The 18052-nt window shown below is 73.2% G+C and carries 19 protein-coding genes; 5 read left to right on the plus strand and 14 right to left on the minus strand.

Annotation, left to right across the window (positions count from 1 at the left end):
- Nucleotides 1–78: 78 nt before the first annotated feature.
- From K329_RS0105220 to K329_RS24750, 6 genes are all read right to left on the minus strand, one after another.
- A complete protein-coding gene (locus K329_RS0105220; RefSeq protein ID WP_028472230.1) occupies nucleotides 79–942 on the minus strand; it encodes an Fpg/Nei family DNA glycosylase in 864 nt (287 codons plus the stop codon).
- Between the two features lie 10 nt (nucleotides 943–952).
- Nucleotides 953–1477: a ribose-5-phosphate isomerase gene (locus K329_RS24745; protein ID WP_052336372.1), complete on the minus strand. Its 525-nt coding sequence runs from the start codon at nucleotides 1475–1477 to the stop codon at nucleotides 953–955.
- A gap of 62 nt (nucleotides 1478–1539) precedes the next feature.
- The gene (locus K329_RS0105230) at nucleotides 1540–2448 is read right to left on the minus strand and encodes an alpha/beta hydrolase (RefSeq protein WP_028472231.1); all 909 of its coding nucleotides are present in this window, start codon (nucleotides 2446–2448) and stop codon (nucleotides 1540–1542) included.
- Between the two features lie 8 nt (nucleotides 2449–2456).
- On the minus strand, nucleotides 2457–3026 hold the full coding sequence (locus K329_RS0105235; protein WP_028472232.1) for an LURP-one-related family protein: 570 nt from the start codon (nucleotides 3024–3026) through the stop codon (nucleotides 2457–2459).
- 52 nt (nucleotides 3027–3078) lie between these two features.
- Nucleotides 3079–4209: a hypothetical protein gene (locus K329_RS0105240; RefSeq protein WP_028472233.1), complete on the minus strand. Its 1131-nt coding sequence runs from the start codon at nucleotides 4207–4209 to the stop codon at nucleotides 3079–3081.
- Nucleotides 4202–4756: a SigE family RNA polymerase sigma factor gene (locus tag K329_RS24750; RefSeq protein ID WP_245596438.1), complete on the minus strand. Its 555-nt coding sequence runs from the start codon at nucleotides 4754–4756 to the stop codon at nucleotides 4202–4204. Before K329_RS24750 ends, K329_RS0105240 begins: the two co-directional genes overlap by 8 nt.
- A 219-nt stretch (nucleotides 4757–4975) precedes the next feature.
- Between K329_RS24750 and K329_RS0105255 the strand changes: the two genes are divergently transcribed.
- Complete coding sequence (locus K329_RS0105255; protein ID WP_028472234.1) at nucleotides 4976–5287, plus strand: putative quinol monooxygenase; 312 nt, start codon at nucleotides 4976–4978, stop codon at nucleotides 5285–5287.
- A 151-nt stretch (nucleotides 5288–5438) separates the two neighbouring features.
- On the opposite strand, the gene metG is transcribed toward K329_RS0105255, so the two are convergent.
- Both metG and K329_RS24755 read right to left on the minus strand, forming a co-directional pair.
- On the minus strand, nucleotides 5439–7232 hold the full coding sequence (gene metG, locus K329_RS0105260; protein WP_028472235.1) for a methionine--tRNA ligase: 1794 nt from the start codon (nucleotides 7230–7232) through the stop codon (nucleotides 5439–5441).
- 66 nt (nucleotides 7233–7298) lie between these two features.
- Complete coding sequence (locus tag K329_RS24755; protein WP_028472236.1) at nucleotides 7299–8483, minus strand: N-acetylmuramoyl-L-alanine amidase; 1185 nt, start codon at nucleotides 8481–8483, stop codon at nucleotides 7299–7301.
- A gap of 113 nt (nucleotides 8484–8596) precedes the next feature.
- Between K329_RS24755 and K329_RS0105270 the strand changes: the two genes are divergently transcribed.
- Nucleotides 8597–9280: a GOLPH3/VPS74 family protein gene (locus K329_RS0105270; RefSeq protein ID WP_028472237.1), complete on the plus strand. Its 684-nt coding sequence runs from the start codon at nucleotides 8597–8599 to the stop codon at nucleotides 9278–9280.
- A 91-nt stretch (nucleotides 9281–9371) separates the two neighbouring features.
- Here the strand turns inward: K329_RS0105270 and K329_RS0105275 are convergent, their stop codons facing one another.
- Complete coding sequence (locus tag K329_RS0105275) at nucleotides 9372–10019, minus strand: mycothiol-dependent nitroreductase Rv2466c family protein (protein WP_028472238.1); 648 nt, start codon at nucleotides 10017–10019, stop codon at nucleotides 9372–9374.
- 77 nt (nucleotides 10020–10096) lie between these two features.
- Here K329_RS0105275 and pepN point away from each other — a divergent pair, with 77 nt between their 5' ends.
- Nucleotides 10097–12652: an aminopeptidase N gene (gene pepN, locus K329_RS0105280; RefSeq protein WP_028472239.1), complete on the plus strand. Its 2556-nt coding sequence runs from the start codon at nucleotides 10097–10099 to the stop codon at nucleotides 12650–12652.
- A 111-nt stretch (nucleotides 12653–12763) separates the two neighbouring features.
- Here the strand turns inward: pepN and K329_RS0105285 are convergent, their stop codons facing one another.
- Together K329_RS0105285 and K329_RS0105290 are read right to left on the minus strand one after the other, a co-directional pair.
- Nucleotides 12764–13153 carry a DUF5130 family protein gene (locus tag K329_RS0105285; protein ID WP_028472240.1) on the minus strand — a complete coding sequence of 130 codons (390 nt, stop codon included), beginning with the start codon at nucleotides 13151–13153 and terminating at the stop codon, nucleotides 12764–12766.
- Entirely contained in the window at nucleotides 13140–13532 is a 393-nt protein-coding gene (locus tag K329_RS0105290) for a hypothetical protein (protein ID WP_157571568.1), read from the minus strand. Before K329_RS0105290 ends, K329_RS0105285 begins: the two co-directional genes overlap by 14 nt.
- A 108-nt stretch (nucleotides 13533–13640) precedes the next feature.
- Between K329_RS0105290 and K329_RS0105295 the strand changes: the two genes are divergently transcribed.
- Nucleotides 13641–14021, plus strand: coding sequence for a globin (locus K329_RS0105295; protein WP_028472242.1), 381 nt, complete (start codon nucleotides 13641–13643; stop codon nucleotides 14019–14021).
- Between the two features lie 23 nt (nucleotides 14022–14044).
- Here the strand turns inward: K329_RS0105295 and K329_RS24765 are convergent, their stop codons facing one another.
- Nucleotides 14045–14656 (minus strand): hypothetical protein, encoded by a 612-nt coding sequence (locus tag K329_RS24765; protein WP_052336373.1) that lies wholly within the window; start codon nucleotides 14654–14656, stop codon nucleotides 14045–14047.
- Nucleotides 14657–14812: 156 nt separating this feature from the next.
- On the minus strand, nucleotides 14813–15682 hold the full coding sequence (locus K329_RS0105305; RefSeq protein WP_028472243.1) for an acyl-CoA thioesterase: 870 nt from the start codon (nucleotides 15680–15682) through the stop codon (nucleotides 14813–14815).
- Nucleotides 15683–15861: 179 nt separating this feature from the next.
- On the opposite strand from K329_RS0105305, the gene K329_RS24770 reads away from it, so the two are divergent.
- On the plus strand, nucleotides 15862–16884 hold the full coding sequence (locus K329_RS24770; RefSeq protein ID WP_245596439.1) for a mechanosensitive ion channel family protein: 1023 nt from the start codon (nucleotides 15862–15864) through the stop codon (nucleotides 16882–16884).
- Nucleotides 16885–16907: 23 nt separating this feature from the next.
- Here K329_RS24770 and K329_RS0105315 read toward each other — a convergent pair whose 3' ends face one another.
- The gene (locus tag K329_RS0105315; protein ID WP_028472244.1) at nucleotides 16908–18041 is read right to left on the minus strand and encodes a DNA glycosylase AlkZ-like family protein; all 1134 of its coding nucleotides are present in this window, start codon (nucleotides 18039–18041) and stop codon (nucleotides 16908–16910) included.
- Nucleotides 18042–18052 lie beyond the last annotated feature (11 nt).

The following is an 18052-nucleotide window of genomic DNA, read 5'->3' on the forward strand; positions in this document are numbered from 1 at the left end:
TCCGGGAACGGGGAACGGGGGTGGTCCGAGACGACGCGTGGAGTGCAGTCATGCCTTGCCCTTCACGGTCGGATCCGTTCACTGTACGCCGCGGGGGCGGAACGGGCGCTGGCATCGCCCACACCAGTACAGGGTGCGCTGGACCAGGTCGGCGCTGCGGACCGTCGCCCCGCAGACCAGGCACGCCTGGCCGTGGCGTCGGTAGACGTAGACCTCGCCGCCGTGGTCGTCCACCCTCGGGGGTCGTCCCATGGCCTCCGGCGTGTGCTCGGGCCGCACCGTGTCGATGCGTCCCGTGCGCACGCCCTCGCGCATCAGCACCCCCAGGTCGGCCCACAGCTCGTCGAAGCGGCCCCGGCGCAGCGTCGTACCCGCGCGGTAGGGGTCGAGCCGGTGGCGGAAGAGCACCTCGGCGCGGTAGACGTTGCCGACCCCCGCGAGCACCTTCTGGTCCATGAGCAGGGCCGCGATGCTCGTGCGGCTGCGCGAGAGGCGGGCCCAGGCACGGTCCGGGTCGGCGTCGTCGCGGAGCGGGTCGGGGCCGAGCCGGTCGACCACCGCGTCGCGTCCGGCGCCGGTCAGCAGCTCGCAGGCCGTCGCGCCCCGCAGGTCGGCGTACGCCGTGGTGCCGTCCGGGTCGGGGCCGGCCGTCACGAGCCGCAGCCGCACCTCGCCGACGGGGTCGGGCACCGGCTCGCCGGGGTCGGTACGCCGTACGTCGAGCTTGCCGTAGAGACCGAGGTGCACGTGCACGAGGCGGTCGGCGCCGAGGTCGAGGAAGAGGTGCTTGCCCCACGCCTCCGCGTGCTCGAGCACGGCCCCGTCGAGCTGCGCCGCCTCGGTCGCGAAACGACCCTGCGGGCTGCCCACACGCACCCGCCGGCCGGCGAACGCGTCGCCCAGCTCCCCGGCGAGGCGGTGGAGGGTGTGGCCCTCGGGCACGTCGCGGGGCTCAGACCGAGGTGCCGGAGCCGGCGTCGTACCCCGGCAGGGCGGAGGCGGGCAGCGGCGGGAGGTCGCGGGTGACCTCGTAGTCCGCGAGCTGCGCGATGCGGCGCACGTGGCGCTCCTCGTCGGAGAACGGGGTGGTGAGGAAGGTGTCGACGAAGCTCGTCATCTCCTCCAGCGTGTGCTGGCGGCCGCCGACCGAGATCACGTTGGCGTCGTTGTGCTGGCGGGCCAGCTCGGCGGTCGCGGTCGACCAGACGAGGGCGGCGCGCACGCCGACGACCTTGTTGGCGGCCATCTGCTCGCCGTTGCCGGAGCCGCCGATGACGACGCCCAGGCTGTCCTGGCCGTCGGCCTGCTCGGCGGCGACGCCCTCGGCCGCCCGCAGGCAGAAGACCGGGTAGTCGTCCTGGGCGTCGAAGGCGAACGGGCCGTGGTCGACGGCCTCGTAGCCGTGGTCGGCGAGCCAGTTGAGGAGGTGGTCCTTGAGCTCGAGGCCGGCGTGGTCGGAACCGAGGTGAACGCGCATGGCGGCAGTGTCTCAGAGCCCTGCCGCCACGCGGCGGTCCGGTCCGGCGACCGGCGCGCGGCCTACGGGTGGAGCCGCAGGAACCCGATGACCTGCACCATCAGCGGCTCGGCCGCGTCGAAGACGTCCGTGTGGCGCCAGAACCCGTGGACCATCCCCTGGTAGCGGACGCCGACGACGTGCACGCCCTCCTCGGCCAGGCGCTCCGCGAGCACCTCGCCCTCGTCGCGCAGCGGGTCGTGCTCGGCGGTCACCACGAGCGTCGGCGGCAGCGTGCCGAGCGCCGTCGAGCGCAGGGGCGCGAGGTCGGGGTGCTCGAGGTCGGAGCGGTCGCGGGCGTACTGCTCCCAGTACCAGGCCGCCTCGCTCGGGTCGAAGCCCTCGGTGTTCGTGCGGTAGGACTCGTGGCCCGCGGTCGGGTCGAGGAACGGGTAGATGAGCGCCACCGCCGCGAACCGGCCCGGGTGGCGCAGGGCCGCGACGAGCGCGAGGTTGGCGCCGGCCGAGTCGCCGTGGGCGTACGTCGGGCCCGCGAGCCCCAGCTCGTCGGCGTGCGCGTCGAGCCAGCCCAGCACCGTGTCGACGTCGTCGGGCGCGGCCGGGAACCGGTGCTCGGGCGGACGGCGGTAGTCGACGCTGAGGACGGCGAGGCCGGACCGGTTGGCCAGGCGTCGCGCGACCGCGTCGTGCACCTCGACGTCGTTGAGCACGAAGCCGCCGCCGTGCAGGTGCACGATCACGCCCGGCCCGACGGGGTACGACGGCACCGGCGAGGGCTGGGCGGGCCGGTAGAGCCGGCAGGGCACGCCGTCGGCGTCGACGTCGAGGGCCTCGGCGACCGCCTCCTTGGGAACGGCGAGCGCGGCCTGCACGGAGAGGGCGCGGGCGGTGACGACGTCGAACGCGGGGTCGGTGACGGAGAGGTCGGCGGCGCCGGCCTCGACGGCGGCGCGGGCCTGCGGGTGCAGCACGGCGGGCCTCAGCGGGCCAGCAGGGCGTCGAGCCCCACGGCGACGGCGGCGGCCACGCGGAAGTCGACCCGGGGGTCGTGCACGTCGACCGTGTACTTGTCGCGCAGGGAGGCCTGGCGCTGCGACGACAGCAGCGGCTGACCCGCGGCGTCGGTGAAGTCGAAGTGGAAGCGCAGGAACGGGAAGTCGCTGATGCGACGCAGGATCGCGACGAACGGGCTGCGCTCCTGGCCGGAGCCCGCGAAGCCCGGGCCCTCGATCTGGAAGGTCGAGCGCAGGAAGCTCTTGCCGAAGTCCTTCTTGAAGTAGCCGATCGGCTGGCCGTTCTCGTCGGTGACGTCGTAGCCGGCGCCGAGGTCGAGCTTGCGGCGCGCCTTGAACCCGAAGACGGCCCGCGAACGGCTGTCGTCGGTGAAGAAGACGACCTCCTCCTTCAGCGCCATCCGCTTCTGCTGGGCCACGGCCATCAGCTGCCCCTCGCTGCCGTCGGGGTTGGCCGCGATGATCTCGTAGCGGTTCACCATCATCGTGATGCGCTGCTTCACGAAGAACTTCGGCAGGTACATGGGTGCGCTCATGGGAGGGACGGTAGCGACCCCGGGGGCGACGGGGCACCGCCGACACCCCCCGTCACACGGGGTCGGGCCGGACGAGGAACGACGCGACCTCGTCGGTGAGGGTCCGCCAGGTGCCGTCGAACTGGACGGCGCAGTCGTAGACGGCGACCTCGAGCTCGCGCACGTCGTCGTCGCCGAAGAGGCGTACGAGCTGGACGTAGGGGACGTCGAGCCGGTACTCGCAGAGGGCGGGGTCCTCCGGCAGGAGGGGTGCGGACCGCAGGGCGGCCGTCAGCCCGGCGGCGGCCCCGGCATCGAGGCGGCGGGATGCCTCCAGACCGTGCACGGGCTCGTCGCCGCTCTTCCTGGGGAAGGCGCCGTACCCGCACACCGTCGCGGCGCGGGCCACGGTGTCGGTCTCCGACGCCGGGTGCCGCTCCTGCCCGAACTCCTCGATCGCCCGGCAACCGGAGGGACTGAGGTCGTCCACCACGACCGACGCGAGGACCTCGGTCGCCAGTTCCTCGTGCTCCTCGTCGCTGAGCAGGGTCACCCGGGTGCCGCCGTACGTCGTCCGGTCGAGGGTCCAGCCCTCGTAGGTGTACGTGCCGTCCGGCACCTCGACCGCGTCCTGCCGGTCGCCGTCGTAGACCGTGCCGGCGTCCTCGATGATCAGGATCGTGCGCCACAGGCTGACCGCGACCGGAGGGAACGCCTCCTCCGTGACGGCGTCCGTGCCCAGGCTGTCGCGACCGGGGCGCCCCATGCAGTCCGCCAGGGTCGCGTAGTCGTCTGCACCCACGCTCGCCACCGCCGGAGCGCCCCCGGTCCACGCACCCCCGCACATCAGAGACTCCTGCGCCCACCCCTCCGGCACCTGCACGGCCACACCACCACGCTCGACCCAACGCCACCCGTCGCGGGGCGCGATCGCGCCGTCGACCCGCTCGGTCTCGACCACCGGGGCCTCGGCCGGGGCCGGACCACCCGGCTCCGCCAGCACGTCGACCACGAGCAGGGTGCCTCCGAGCACGGCGACGACCGCAGCCGCCACGGCGACGGGGAGCCGTCGTCGACGCGTCGTACAGCGTGCGGCCTCGGCCCACGCGGTGGTGTCGGCGCCGGTGACCGACAGGTCGTCAGCCTGCTCCGCGAACGCCGCACGGAAGGCCTCCTCGGCTCGATCCGTTCGGTCCTCAGTCATCGTCGCCCTCCTCGGCGAGGCGCGTGCGCAGGACGGCGAGCGCGCGGTGGATGTGCGAGCGGGCGGTGGACTCGGTGCAGTCGAGGACGCGGGCGATCTCGCCGAACGTCCAGTCGTCGTAGAAGCGCAGCACCACCGCGGCCCGCTGCGTCGGTGGCAGGTCGGCGCAGAGCCGCCAGGCGAGCGCGGCGTCGGCGAGCGCAGCGGTCGGGTCGGGGTGGTGGGCGTCGGCCGCCACGTGGGGCTCGGCGTCCGGTACGGCGACGAGCCGCCGCTGCTGGCGCCACCGGGTCACCGAGGCGTTGACGATGCTGCGTCGGACGTAGGCCTCCGCCGTACCCGACCGGGCCAGCTCCTGCCACCGCGGGTACGCCCCGACGAGGGCGTCCTGGACGAGGTCCGCCGCGTCGGCCGTCACGGTCGCGCCACCTGTGACCAGGTGCGCGAACCGGTGCAGGGCAGGGCCGCGGGCCGCGACCCACTCGGCGAAGTCGCTACTCAGGTCCTGCCGGAGCCCACCCCTCGTCGCCCGTCGCGCGTCGGCCACGGCCACCCCCTCGACTCTGCCCACACACCCTCTACGTGGCAGACGCCTCGGGCGTTGCAGTTCGTGCCGACCGGGTCGAGGACCGACCGGCACGAGAAGCGGCGACCTTCGCCGGCAGCCAGCCGGCAGGCGTCGTACGACGCGGTTCGCCGCTGTCCGTGCTGCTGGGGCGACCCGGCGACCGATGAGTCCGGCGACCCGCACGGGTCACCACGGACCATGAGCACCCATCACCGGACCGGGCCCCAGGTGGTCGTCGCGGGGCACCTGCGGGTCGCGGCCGCCGAGCGGGCGTCGTACCTCGACGGGTGCCGCGAGGTGGTGCGCCTCGCGCGCGCCGCCCCCGGCTGCCTCGACTTCGCCCTGTCGGCCGACCTGCTGGACGAGGGGCGGATCAACATCCTCGAACGCTGGGAGTCGCAGGCGGCCGTCGAGGCGTTCCGCGGCAGCGGTCCCGCGGACGAGCAGGCCGCCCAGGTGCTCGGCGCCGACGTGGTCGAGCTCGACGTCACCGCCGAGCGCAGGCCCTGAGAGGGGTCGTGTCGCTCCACCTCACCCACGTGCAACGCGGTGTCCGGGCAACTGCACACGTGTTCTGAGGCGTGTGCAGTAGCTCGGACACCGCGTTACACGGGGCCGGGCGCGAGCAGGGCCGGCGCGCAAGGGCCCGACCCGCCCGGCCTCACGAACCGAGGCGCTCGAGCTCCTCGTCGACGAGGGCGGGGTCGAGCTTGGTGAAGACGGGGGTCGGCTTGGCGACCGGGCGGCCGACCTCGAGCGGCGTACGGCGCCATGCGCGGGCCGTCGTGTAGTCGCCGGTGATGACGGGGTAGCCGGCGCCGCCGTCGAGGTCGTCGACCTCGTCGATCGCGGGCATGGGCTGCAGGTCGCCGGCCCCGCCGTACACGACGTCGACGGCGTTCGAGGAGTGCGGCAGGAACGGCGAGAGGACCGTGTTGAGGTCGCTCACGCACTGGGCGAGCACGTGCAGCACGGTGCCGAGGCGCTCGCGCTGGTCGTCGCCCTTGAGCGTCCACGGCGCGGTGTCGGTGACGTACTTGTTGACCTCGCCGACGGTCTTCATCGCCTCGCCGATCGCCGCCTTCTGGCGGTGGCGGCGCACGAGGTCGCCCACCAGGTCGAACGTCTCCTCGACGCGCGCGAGCAGCGCGACGTCGGCCTCCTCGAGCGGACCGGCCGGCGGGATCTGGCCGAAGTTCTTCGCGATCAGGGTGGCGGTGCGGTTGACCAGGTTGCCCCAGCCGGCGACGAGCTCGTCGTTGGTCCGGCGCACGAACTCGGCCCAGGTGAAGTCGCTGTCCTGGGCCTCGGGGCCGGCGGCCGCCACGAAGTAGCGGAACGCGTCGGGCTGGTAGCGGGCGAGCAGGTCGCGCACGTAGATGACGACCTTCTTCGACGAGGAGAACTTGCGGCCCTCCATCGTGAGGAACTCGCTGCTGACGACCTCGGTCGGCAGGTGGAGGTCGCCGTACGTGTGCAGCTCGCCGCCCCGGCTGCCCTTGCCGGCGTACGCCAGCAGCTCGGCGGGCCAGATCTGGCTGTGGAAGGTGATGTTGTCCTTGCCCATGAAGTAGTAGGCGAGGGCCTCGGGGTCGTTCCACCAGGCGCGCCACGCCTCCGGGTCGCCGGTGCGGCGGGCCCACTCGATCGACGCCGAGAGGTAGCCGACGACCGCGTCGAACCAGACGTAGAGCTTCTTCGTCGGGTTGTCGCGCCAGCCGTCGAGCGGCACCGGGATGCCCCAGTCGATGTCGCGCGTCATGGCGCGCGGGCGGATCTCGCCGAGGATGTTCTTCGAGAAGCGGATGACGTTCGGGCGCCACGTGCCGGACGCCTCGCGCTCGTCGAGCCACTCCCCCAGCGCGTCGGCCAGGGCCGGCAGGTCGAGGAAGAAGTGCTGCGTCTCGACGAACTCCGGCGTCTCGCCGTTGATGCGCGAGACCGGGTTCTTCAGGTCCGCCGGGTCGAGCTGGTTGCCGCAGTTGTCGCACTGGTCGCCGCGCGCGCCGTCGTACCCGCAGATCGGGCAGGTGCCCTCGATGTAGCGGTCGGGCAGCGTGCGGCCCGTCGACGGCGAGATGGCGCCGTACGTCGTCTGCTCGACGAAGTAGCCGTTCTCGTAGACGCCGGTGAACAGCTCCTGCACGACGGCGTAGTGGTTGCGCGTCGTGGTGCGCGTGTAGAGGTCGTAGGAGATGCCGAGGGCGACGAGGTCCTCGACGATGAGGCGGTGGTTCTTGTCGGCCAGCTCCTGCGCCGTCATGCCGGCCTCGTCGGCGGCGATGAGGATCGGCGTGCCGTGCTCGTCGGACCCCGACACCATCAGCACGTCGTGGCCCGCCATGCGCATGTAGCGCGAGAAGACGTCGGAGGGCACGCCGAAACCGGCGACGTGGCCGATGTGGCGGGGGCCGTTGGCGTACGGCCAGGCGACGGCGGACAGGACGTGGCTCATGGGGTCGATCCTAGGAGCCGGGCCCGCCGACCCACCCATCGGCGGTCGACGGGCCACCCGCCGGACTCAGTAGGCGTCGATGCGCGCCTGGGTCATCGTCCGGATGTTGGTCATCGCCTCGTGCACGTAGCGACCCGGGCACGCCGTGTCGTTCGTGTCGCGGTGCGAGTCCATCGCCCAGAGGTAGGCCTTCGCGCTCTTCGGGTACTTGTCGCTGCCCTCCGAGACCACGTTGATCTTGCGGTCGGCGCGCAGCCCGTAGAGGTCGAACTTGTACGCCGCCAGCGCCACCACCTGCGCGACCGCGGTCGAGCTCGGACGCGCGCCCTCGTGGTTGCCGAGCAGCGCGATGCCGCACGAGTTGTGGTTGAAGCCCAGGGTGTGGGCGCCGCGGACCAGCCGGCGGGCCCCGCCGGCCCGGCCCTCGAAGGCCCGGCCGAACTTGTCGACGAACAGGTTGTAGCCCACGTCGGACCAGCCCAGCGTGAGCGTGTGGTACGCGTAGATCGAGCGCAGGATGCGCGGCACGTCGGCCGCCGCGTAGCCGTTCGCGCCCGCCGTGTGGTGCACGTGCACCTGCTGCAGCGCGGGCAGGTAGCGCAGCGTGCCGTCGCGGAGCGACTCGTCGGCGCCCCACTCAGCGCGGGTGTAGATCTTCGACACCGGCGCCGACCTGGCCTGGACGCCCGAGGTGGCCGGCGCGAGCTCCTGCGGGGTGGCGTCGAGCAGCTCGACCCGCAGGTCGCGCACGGGCCCGTCGGCGGCGACCTCGACGGCGTCGGAGTCGCCCACCCAGTGCGGCACCGAGGCCTGCGTACGGCGGGCGGCCCGCCACTCGTCGGTGTCGCGGGTCGGCCCGTCGTGCAGGTGGCTCAAGGGCTCCCAGCCCCGCCAGACCCCGTCGGGGGTGCGGGTGCGGATCGAGAGCGCCGGCGACCCGGTGGACCAGGTGACCGCGACGGTCGAGAACCGGTCGCCGGCGGCGGTGGCCGTGCGCGGCCCGCCCGGGCCGGTGAGGCCCAGCGGCAGCGATCCCCGGCGCAGCCCGCCGTGGCCGGCGGCGGCCAGCCGGGCACGGGCGGGGTCGGCGGCGGGGCGCGCCGTCGTGCGGGCGGGGGTGCGGGCGGGAGCGGCAGCGGCCGCCGCTGCGGCTGGGCCGGCCGCGGCCAGCGCGCCGGCGGCGGCGATCGAGCCGGCCCCGGTCAGCAGGGCGCGGCGACGTGTGTGACCCGAGAGGTTGTCCGAGACCATCGATCCATGGTGGACCACGACCCCCCGGGCCGTCGATGCCCCGACGGGGTGGGTCCGAGGGACGGACCCCGACGCCCCTGGATCGGAGGGCCCCGGGCTGCTTGGCTGGCTCCATGAGCCTGATCGCGGAGGACCTGCTGCTGCTCCTGCTCGACGACGACTCGGGCGCGCTGGTGCAGCAGAGCTTCGTCAAGGAGGCCCTGGCCGGAGCGGTGCTCGCCGAGCTCGCCGTCGCGGACGCCGTCGAGATGGAGGAGCGGACGGTCCTCGGCTTCGGGGCGCAGCCCCACGTCGTACCTGCGAAGGGGGCGTCCGTCGACGACCCGCTCCTCGCCGACGCCCTCGCCGTGGTGGCCCAGAAGCCCCGCACGGCCCAGGCCCTGCTCGGCCCCCTCGGCAAGGACCTGCGCGAGCGCCTCACCGACCGGCTCGTGGAGCGCGGGATCCTCCGCCGGGAGGAGGGCCGCGTGCTCGGTCTCTTCCCGCGCACCACCTGGCCGACGGTCGACTCGGCCCACGAGGACGAGGTACGGCGCACCGTGCGCGCCGTGCTGCTCGACGGCGCGGAGCCGGACGAGCGGACGGCGGCGCTGGTCGGACTCCTGCACGCGATCGACCGGGCCCACAAGACGATCGGCGCCACGGGCTCCGAGGGTCGCGCCGTGAAGAAGCGGGCCAAGGCCGTCGCGGAGGGCGAGGTCGCCTCCGCGGCCGTGCGTCGTGCCGTCGAGGCCATCAACACCGCCGTCATCACCGCCGTCGTCGCCAGCTCGTCCGCCGCTGCGGCCTCCAGCTGACCCGAGCCCGACGCACGACGACCCGCCGGCGGCGCAGGGCCGCGGGCGGGTCGTCGTACGCGCTCGCCGGCGGACCGGGAGGCGCGGGGGCTCAGCTGAAGTCGAGCTCTCCGGTGCGGGTGCGCTTGAGCTCGAAGAAGTAGGGGTACGCCGCGAGGGCCACGGAGGCGTCCCAGAGCTTGCCGGCCTCCTCGCCGCGCGGGATCTTCGTGAGCACGGGGCCGAAGAACGCGGTGCCGTCGATGGAGATGACGGGCGTGCCGACCTCCATGCCGACCTGGTCCATGCCGGCGTGGTGCGACTTCTTGAGCGCCTCGTCGAAGTCGGTCGAGTCGGCGGCGTCGGCCAGCTCGGTCGGCAGCCCGGCCTCGGTCAGCGCGGCCTCGATGACCTCGCGGGTGAAGTCCTGCTGCTCGAGGTGCTTGCGGTTGCCGAGCGCGGTGTAGAGCGGCAGCAGCACCTCCTTGCCGTGCTCCTGCTCGGCGGCGATGCAGACGCGCACCGGGCCCCAGGCGGTCTCGAGCATCTTCCGGTAGTCCTCCGGGATGTCCTTGTCGGCGTTGAGGTAGGCGAGGCTCATGACGCTCCAGCTCACCTCGATGTCGCGGACCTTCTCGACCTCGAGGATCCAGCGCGAGGTGATCCAGGCGAAGGGGCACAGCGGGTCGAACCAGAAGTCGGCGGTGGTCTTGTCGGCCTTCTCGGGCGCAGCGACGGCTGCGGACGCATCGGTGGTCATGCCGAGGTCAACACGGGCCGGTGCCCGCCGATTCCCCCGACCGCCCCCGCGGGGAGGGCGGTGACATGATCGGGCGCATGCCTGGAACCAACCTGACCCGCGACGAGGCCGCCTCCCGGGCCGACCTCCTGGACGTCGCCTCCGCCACCGTGGAGCTCGACCTGACCGTCGGCGACGCGATGTTCGCCAGCACCACCGTGCTGCGCTTCACCTGCGCCGAGCCCGGAGCGACGACCTTCGCCGACCTCGTCGGCGGCACGGACGTGCGCATCGAGCTCAACGGCACCGAGCTCGACGCCGCCGCGGTCTACCGCGACAGCCGCATCGAGCTCGCCGGTCTGGCGGCCGACAACGAGCTGCGGGTGAGCGCCCTGCTGCCCTACAGCCACACCGGCGAGGGCCTGCACCGCTTCGTCGACCCCGCCGACGGCCGCGTCTACCTCTACTCGCAGTTCGAGGTGCCCGACGCCCGCCGCGTCTACACGACGTTCGAGCAGCCCGACCTCAAGACGGTCTTCACCTTCACCGTGACGGCGCCCGAGGACTGGAAGGTCGTCTCCAACGCCGTCACCCCGGAGCCGGAGCGCACGGGCGACGGCAGCGGCGTCTGGCGGTTCCCCGTCACCGAGCGCATGTCGACCTACATCACCGCGCTCGTGGCCGGCGAGTACGTCGAGGTGCGCGACACGTACGTCGGCGCGCACGGCGAGATCGATCTCGGCCTCTACTGCCGCGCGTCCGTCGAGCCCTACCTCGACCGCGACGAGCTCTTCGAGCTGACCAAGCAGGGCTTCGCGTTCTACGAGGAGAAGTTCGACTTCCCCTACCCGTTCGGCAAGTACGACCAGCTGTTCGTGCCGGAGTACAACATGGGCGCGATGGAGAACGCGGGCTGCGTGACCTACCGCGACGAGTACCTCCCGCGCTCGCGCCAGACGCACTCCTTCTACGAGCAGCGCGCCAACACGGTGCTCCACGAGATGGCGCACATGTGGTTCGGCGACCTCGTCACCATGCGCTGGTGGGACGACCTCTGGCTCAACGAGTCGTTCGCCGAGTGGGCGTCGCACCACGCGCTCGTCGAGGCGACGAAGTACGTCGACGCGTGGACGGGCTTCACCAACGCCCGCAAGAACTGGGCCTACCGCCAGGACCAGCTGCCCTCGACCCACCCGATCGCCGCCGACAACCACGACCTCGAGGCCGTGGAGGTCAACTTCGACGGCATCACCTACGCCAAGGGCGCCTCCACGCTGAAGCAGCTCGTGGCCTGGGTGGGCATCGACGAGTTCCTCGCCGGCCTGCGCGCCTACTTCAAGGCGCACGCCTTCGGGAACTCGACCTTCGCCGACCTCCTGGCCTCGCTCGAAAAGGCGTCGGGCCGCGAGCTCGCCGGCTGGGCCCAGGAGTGGCTGCAGACCTCGGGCGTCAACACGCTCGCGCCGGCGATCGAGACCGACGCCGACGGCGTCATCACCTCGTTCGCGGTCCTCCAGTCGGCCGCCCCCGACTACCCGACGCTGCGGCGCCACCGCCTCGGCATCGGCCTCTACGACCTCGTCGACGGCCGCCTCGTGCGCCGTGCCGGCGAGGAGGGCTACGTCGAGACCGACGTGCGCGGCGAGCGCACCGTCGTGACCGAGCTGGCGGGCGTACGGCGCCCCGCGCTGCTGCTGCTCAACGACGGCGACCTCACCTACGCCAAGATCCGCCTCGACGACGTCTCGCTCGCCACGGCGGTCGCCCACGTCGACACGCTCGACGACACGCTCGTGCGCGCCCTGCTCTGGGGCGCGACCTGGGACATGACGCGCGACGCCGAGATGCGCGCCGCCGACTTCGTCGAGCTCGTGCTGCGGGGGCTCGCCACGGAGACCGACATGACCGCCGTCGGCCGCCTGCCCACGTACGCCGGCCAGGCCGTCGCCTACTACACCGCCCCCGCCGGGCGGGCCGCCGTGCGCGCCCGCTGGGAGAGCGGCCTGCGGGAGCTGCTCGAGAACGCCGAGCCGGGCTCGGACGCGCAGCTCGCGCTGACCCGCGCCTTCGCGGCGGCCGCCCACACCGACGAGGCGGTCGACCTCGTCGCAGCGATCCTCGACGGCTCCGTCGTCATCGAGGGCCTGGACGTCGACACCGACGTGCGCTGGGCGCTCGTGGCCTCCCTCGCGGCCGCCGGCCGCGCGGAGGAGGACCGGATCGCCGAGGAGCTGGAGCGCGACACCACCATCTCCGGCCAGGAGCGGGCCGCGGCCGCCCGCACCGCGCGTCCGACCGCCGAGGCCAAGGCCGCCGCGTGGCGCGACGCCGTCGAGCGCGACGACGTCGCGAACGAGACGCAGCGCCAGGTGGCCTACTCGTTCTGCCGCTCCGACCAGGCCGAGGTGCTCGCGCCGTACCTGGAGAAGTACCTGGCCACGGCCGAGACCATCTGGGAGGAGAAGGGCACGCAGCGCGCCTCCACGGTGCTCGTCGGCATGTTCCCGCTGCCGCTCACCTCGCCGGAGACCCTCGCCCGCGTGGACGAGTGGATCCTCACCTCGGACGCGAACCCCGCCGCCAAGCGGTACGTCGGAGAGGGCCGGTCCGACATGGCCCGTGCCCTCGCCGCCCAGGAGCGCGACGCGGGCTGACCCCGGCCGGCTGCCGTCGTACGACGAACGCCCCTCCCCGACCTGGTCGGGGAGGGGCGTTTCGTCGTACCGGAGTCTCGTCCGGGCTTGCTGGGGCTTGCCCGGGCTTGCTCAGCCCGTGACGGCGTGCGGGTCGCGCGGGGTCTGCGCGTGCTCCGCGAGGTGCACGATGCCGCGGTTGAGGCCGCCGACGACGTCGTGGTCGGCGAACGACGACTGCATCTGGGCGATGGCGAGCTGCACCTGGGTGTCGTCGAGGGTGCGGCGCACGACGCCACCCGTGACGATCTCGACCGCACGCGCGTCGAGGTCGACCATGATCAGGATGCTGCGCGCCGGGGCGACCAGCGAGTTGTGGAGCTGCGTGGCGTAGGCCCGCGGCTCACCGCGCGCAGGGCCGAGGTAGACCGAGAACTCGAAGCGGCAGAGCTGCTCCGCCGTGCGGATCGTGGCGTCGATCAGCTGACGCTCACGGTTGGAGAGCCCGTCACCAGCGCCCACTTGCGCCACCCGCCTGGGAGTTCTCGCCGTCGGGCGCCGCGAGCTCGTTCGGTGCGCGGCGCGGGCCGCCCAGCCACTCGGCGTCGGCCCGGCGGTCGGCGCCGGGCTTCACGCTCTCCCCGCGAGCGATCGCCGGCAGGTAGATGGCGGCCACGATCAGGAGGATGAGCCCGAGCGGGATGCCGATGAGCAGCCACAGCACGGTGAGGAAGTCGGTGCCGTCGGTCTGCTCCGGCGGACCCCATCCGAGCGGGACGTCGGCGTGGGCCGGGTGGGCGACGAGGAGCACCGCCGCGGTCGCCACCCCGAGCGTGGCAGCGCGTCGAGCGAGGCGCCGGTGCGGACGTCGAGCGGAACGGGGCTGCGCGAGTGCGGTCACGGAGCCGAGGATATCGCCCCCGCGGTGGCCGCGGGCACCCAGGCAGCAATCCGTGGTCGGTGCCACCCGCCGCCCCGCGTGCTCGCCCGTGCGCCATGATGGGGAGCGATGACGACCACCTTCTACGACGAGATCGGCGGCGAGCCGACGATCACCACGATCGTCCACCGGTTCTACGCGGGCGTCGCCGACGACCCGCTGCTCCGACCGATGTATCCCGAGGAGGACCTCGGCCCCGCCGAGGAGCGTTTCCGGCTCTTCCTGGTCCAGTACTGGGGCGGGCCCACGACGTACTCGCAGGAGCGCGGGCACCCGCGCCTGCGGATGCGGCACGCACCGTTCACCGTGACGCCCGCCGCCGCCGAGCGCTGGCTCGTGCACTTCCGGGCCGGGCTGGACGAGGCGGCGCTGACGCCCGAGCAGGACCAGCGGTTCTGGGAGTACGTCACCCACGCCGCGCAGTTCATGGTCAACACGCTCGACGACTGACGCCGCCTCGCCCCCGGTTCGGTTCAGCGACCGAGGCCGGTGCGGTCGACCTTGCGGTGGAAGTGCATGCCCGCGAGACCGCCGAGCGCCGCGCCGACGAGGCTGGCGACCACGACGCCCACCAGGACGACGACGGCGGCGATGCTGAGGTCGGAGAGGTCGCCCGGGATGCGCGGGAAGACGTTCAGGTCGTCGAGCACGTCGTAGCGGGCGCCGGCGACGGCCCCGAGGATCGCGAGGACGACGGCGGCGACGACCGCCCAGCCGAAGACGGCGATGCCCTGGCGGATGCCGTCGAAGCGGGCCATGCGGCCGGCGACGTACCCGCCGCTGTAGTAGGCCACGAAGACGATGGCCAGCACCAGGATCACGCCGGCCCAACCGATCTCCTCGGCCGAGATCCCGTTGGCGGAGGCCGCGTCGGCCGCGTCGGAGGCGTCGGTGACCAGGCCGACGCCGGCGCCGGCCGCGGCCACCAGGCCGGTCAGCAGCACCGTCATGCCCATGGCGGCCAGCCAGCCGAAGAAGGCGCAGAAGATCTTGACCCCGCCGAAGGCCTCCTTCTCACGCTCGACGACGGCGTGGCGGTCTGCGGGAGTGTGGCGGTCTGCGGGGGTGGCGGAGTGGGTGGACATGGGTGCTCCTCGTGCTGGTGGTGGATGAGCCCCGGATCCGTGGCCTGAGCCCCCAGTACCCCCGCGCCGACTGACGTATGAGCAAAGACGTTGAAGTTTGAATCACCCACCGGTGCACGCGTGTGCACCGAGATCGTCGGGGCCGCCGGTGACGACTCAGGAGCGCAGGCTCGTCAGCAGCCGCTCGTGGTACTCGGGCGGCGGGGTCGCCGCACGCTGCGTACGGGCGTCGAAGCTCACGAGCACGCACCGCGAGCGCGACAGCAGCTGGTCGCCGTCGCGGATCTCGCTGCTCACGTCGTACGACGACCGCCCCACCCGGGAGACCCACGTCCACGAGTCGTAGGGCTCGGACCGGAACAGGATCGGGCGCTTGTACTCCACGTCGAGCTGGGCGACGACGACGTCGATGCGCTCCTCGGCCGCCTGCTCCGCCAGGCCCGCGAACATGCGGCGCGCGGCGTGGATGCGGGCCTCCTGGAAGTACTCGAAGTACTTCACGTTGTTGACGTGGCCGAAGACGTCGACGTCCGAGAAGCGGATGCGCAGCGGCCAGTGGGCCTCGCGGTCGAGCTCGGGCGTCGAGAGGGAGAGGCGCGGTGCGGCCTCCTCGGGCTCGAGGAAGCGGGTGAGCACCTCACGCTCCTCCGGCGTGATGCGCCGCGGGCGCTCCTCGGCGAAGACGAACGGCGTGAGCACCGAGGTGGCGCGCAGGAAGACGATGCGCTCCCCGTCGGCGTCGGTGTCGAAGACCTCGTAGGCCATCGTGAACGAGGCGGCCCGGATCTCGGTCACCCAGCACTCCACCGCGACGCTGTCGCGCAGGGTCAACGGGGTCAGGTAGGTCACCCGGTGCTGCGCCACGACCACCCCCTCGGCGAGCTCGTCGGCCCGGCGGTCGGGGGCGTGCGTCGTCAGCATGTCGATGCGCGCCTCCTGCAGGTAGTCGACGTACACGACGTTGTTGACGTGGCCGAGCAGGTCGAGGTCGGCCCAACGGAGGGGACACAGGTAGAGGTGGCGCACGGCCTGATGGTGCCAGAACCCGGCGGGAGGAGGGTCCGCGTCCCGTTCACGGCCCCAGGGGGCCCGTCGGTGCCCCGGGCTCACCAGCGGTGTGTTGATACTGGTCGGCGATGAACGTACTCGCCACTCCCGCTGTCTGTGACCCCAACCAAGCCTGGTCGTGCCGCGTCATGTGGTCCATGACCGAGAACGAGACCGCCTCCCAGCTCGCCGAGGTGCTCCTCGGCAAGCCGGCCGCCGTGCTGGGCCTCATCCTCCTCGGCTGGTTCGCGCGCTGGCTGCTGCACCGGCTCATCGACCGCGTCGTGCGCCGCGCCGAGCACGGCGTGCTCGCCGGCAGGTCCGGCCGGATCTCGCTCGGCAACGTCGCCGCGCGCGAGCACGGTGACGCGGGCACGGCCACCTCCGCCGCGGCCGCCCGCCGCGGCCAACGCGCGGCGACGATGGGGTCGCTGCTGAAGAGCACCGTGACCGGCGTCGTCTACGGGATCGTCGGCATCATGGTGCTCGCCGAGATCGGCGTGAACGTCGCGCCCCTCATCGCCAGCGCCGGGGTCGTCGGTGTGGCCCTCGGTTTCGGCGCGCAGAGCCTGGTGAAGGACTTCCTCTCCGGCATCTTCATGATCATCGAGGACCAGTACGGCGTGGGCGACGTGATCGACGCCGGCGAGGCCATCGGCACGGTCGAGGCCGTCAGCCTGCGGGTCACGCGGCTGCGCGCGCAGGACGGGACCGTCTGGTACGTCCGCAACGGCGAGATCCTCCGGATCGGCAACATGAGCCAGAACTGGGCGCGGGCCGTCGTGGACGTCGGCGTCGGGTACGGCGAGGACCTCGTGCGCGTGAAGCGCGTGCTGACCGAGGTCGCCCACGACATGTGGGAGGACGAGGACTTCCGGGGCATCATCATCGAGGAGCCGGAGGTGACCGGGGTCGAGATGCTGGCCGCCGACTCCGTCAACCTGCGCGTGCTGGTGAAGACCGCCCCCATGCAGCAGTGGGCCGTCGCCCGCACGCTCCGCGAGCGCATCAAGGCCCGGTTCGACCACGAGGGCATCGAGATCCCGTTCCAGCAGCGCGTCATCTGGCACCGCGACGACCGCTCCGGCGCGGCGGGCGACGCGGCGGGTCCCGATGCGGCACCGGGCACGGCGGGTACGCCGGGCGCCTCCGCGGGCAAGGACGACGCCCCGCCGGTCTGACCGCTCCCCCGGGCGCGCGCTCGTCAGGCGAGCCCGTCGTAGGTCTGGCCGCGCACCCCGGCGAGCGTCTCGGCGGCCGCCTCGACGCCCCGCGCCAGCGCTCCGGCGGGTGCGTCGCCCGACCAGGTCGCCACCGCGAGCCGGAGCCGGCGGCCGGAGGTCCGGGGACGCCAGGACCCGACGAGCTCCCCGTCGTACCAGATCGCACCGGGCCGACCGAGCGTGCGCCACAGCTCCGTGCGGGCGGCCTCGTCGGGCAGGAGCAGCGCCCGGTCCTTCGACTGCAGGAACGGGTCGAAGGGGCCGAGCAGACGGACGCCCCGCGGGGTCGGCGGGTCGGCCAGCAGGGCCTGGTCGGCCTCGGCCAGCCACCGCACGGCGCGCGGACCGGCGGGGTCGTCGGGCAGCGTGACGTCGACGAGGTCGCCGAGGCCGGCGGCGTGGGCCTTCGTCGCCGCGAGGGTGCCGTCGAGGTAGCCGGCGACGTGAGCGGGTGTCATCGGCCCGTTGACCCGCAGCACCGCGCGCACCGCGTCCAGCCGGGCCGGCACCTCCGCCGCCGGGCCGGCCCATCCCGGGACGCGCCGCACGACCGGGGGCGAGGTGCCCGGCTCGAGCTCGAGCCCCGCTTGGAGGGCCGCGAGCCGGAAGGGCTGCTCGTAGGTGTGGACCGCCTGGCAGGGCCGGCACTCCCGCAGGTACGGCGCCGGCAGCCGTGCCGACAGCTCCCGCGAGAGGTCGCCCTTCACCGTGGGGCCGGTGACGATCTCGCGCATCGTGGACGCCACCACGGCGAGGCCCTCGCGCACCGTCAGGCCCGCCGCGCGCAGCGGTCTGCCGGCGTCGACGATGCGCTTGCTCGCGTCGCCCTCGTCGTACGGCGCCACCGCGGCCGCCACGGCCGCCACGTCGGCGCGGCGGTAGACGTGCGGCGCCCCGCGCAGCGTCCAGGCGAGGACCAGGTGGTCGGGGTCCAGATCGGGACCCGGATCGGCACCCCGCAGCGCCAGCGCCCAGCGTGCCCCGTCGGCACCCGTGTCCTGCACCCCGACGTCGAGCACTCGCAGCTCGAGCGGGTCGACGGGCGGGACCGACGCGTCGCCCAGCCCGTGGGCCGCGGCCCGGAACGCCATCACCTGGTCGCGGGTGACCTCCATGAGCCTGGTCT

This window comes from Nocardioides alkalitolerans DSM 16699 (assembly GCF_000426525.1).
Lineage (GTDB): Bacteria > Actinomycetota > Actinomycetes > Propionibacteriales > Nocardioidaceae > Nocardioides > Nocardioides alkalitolerans.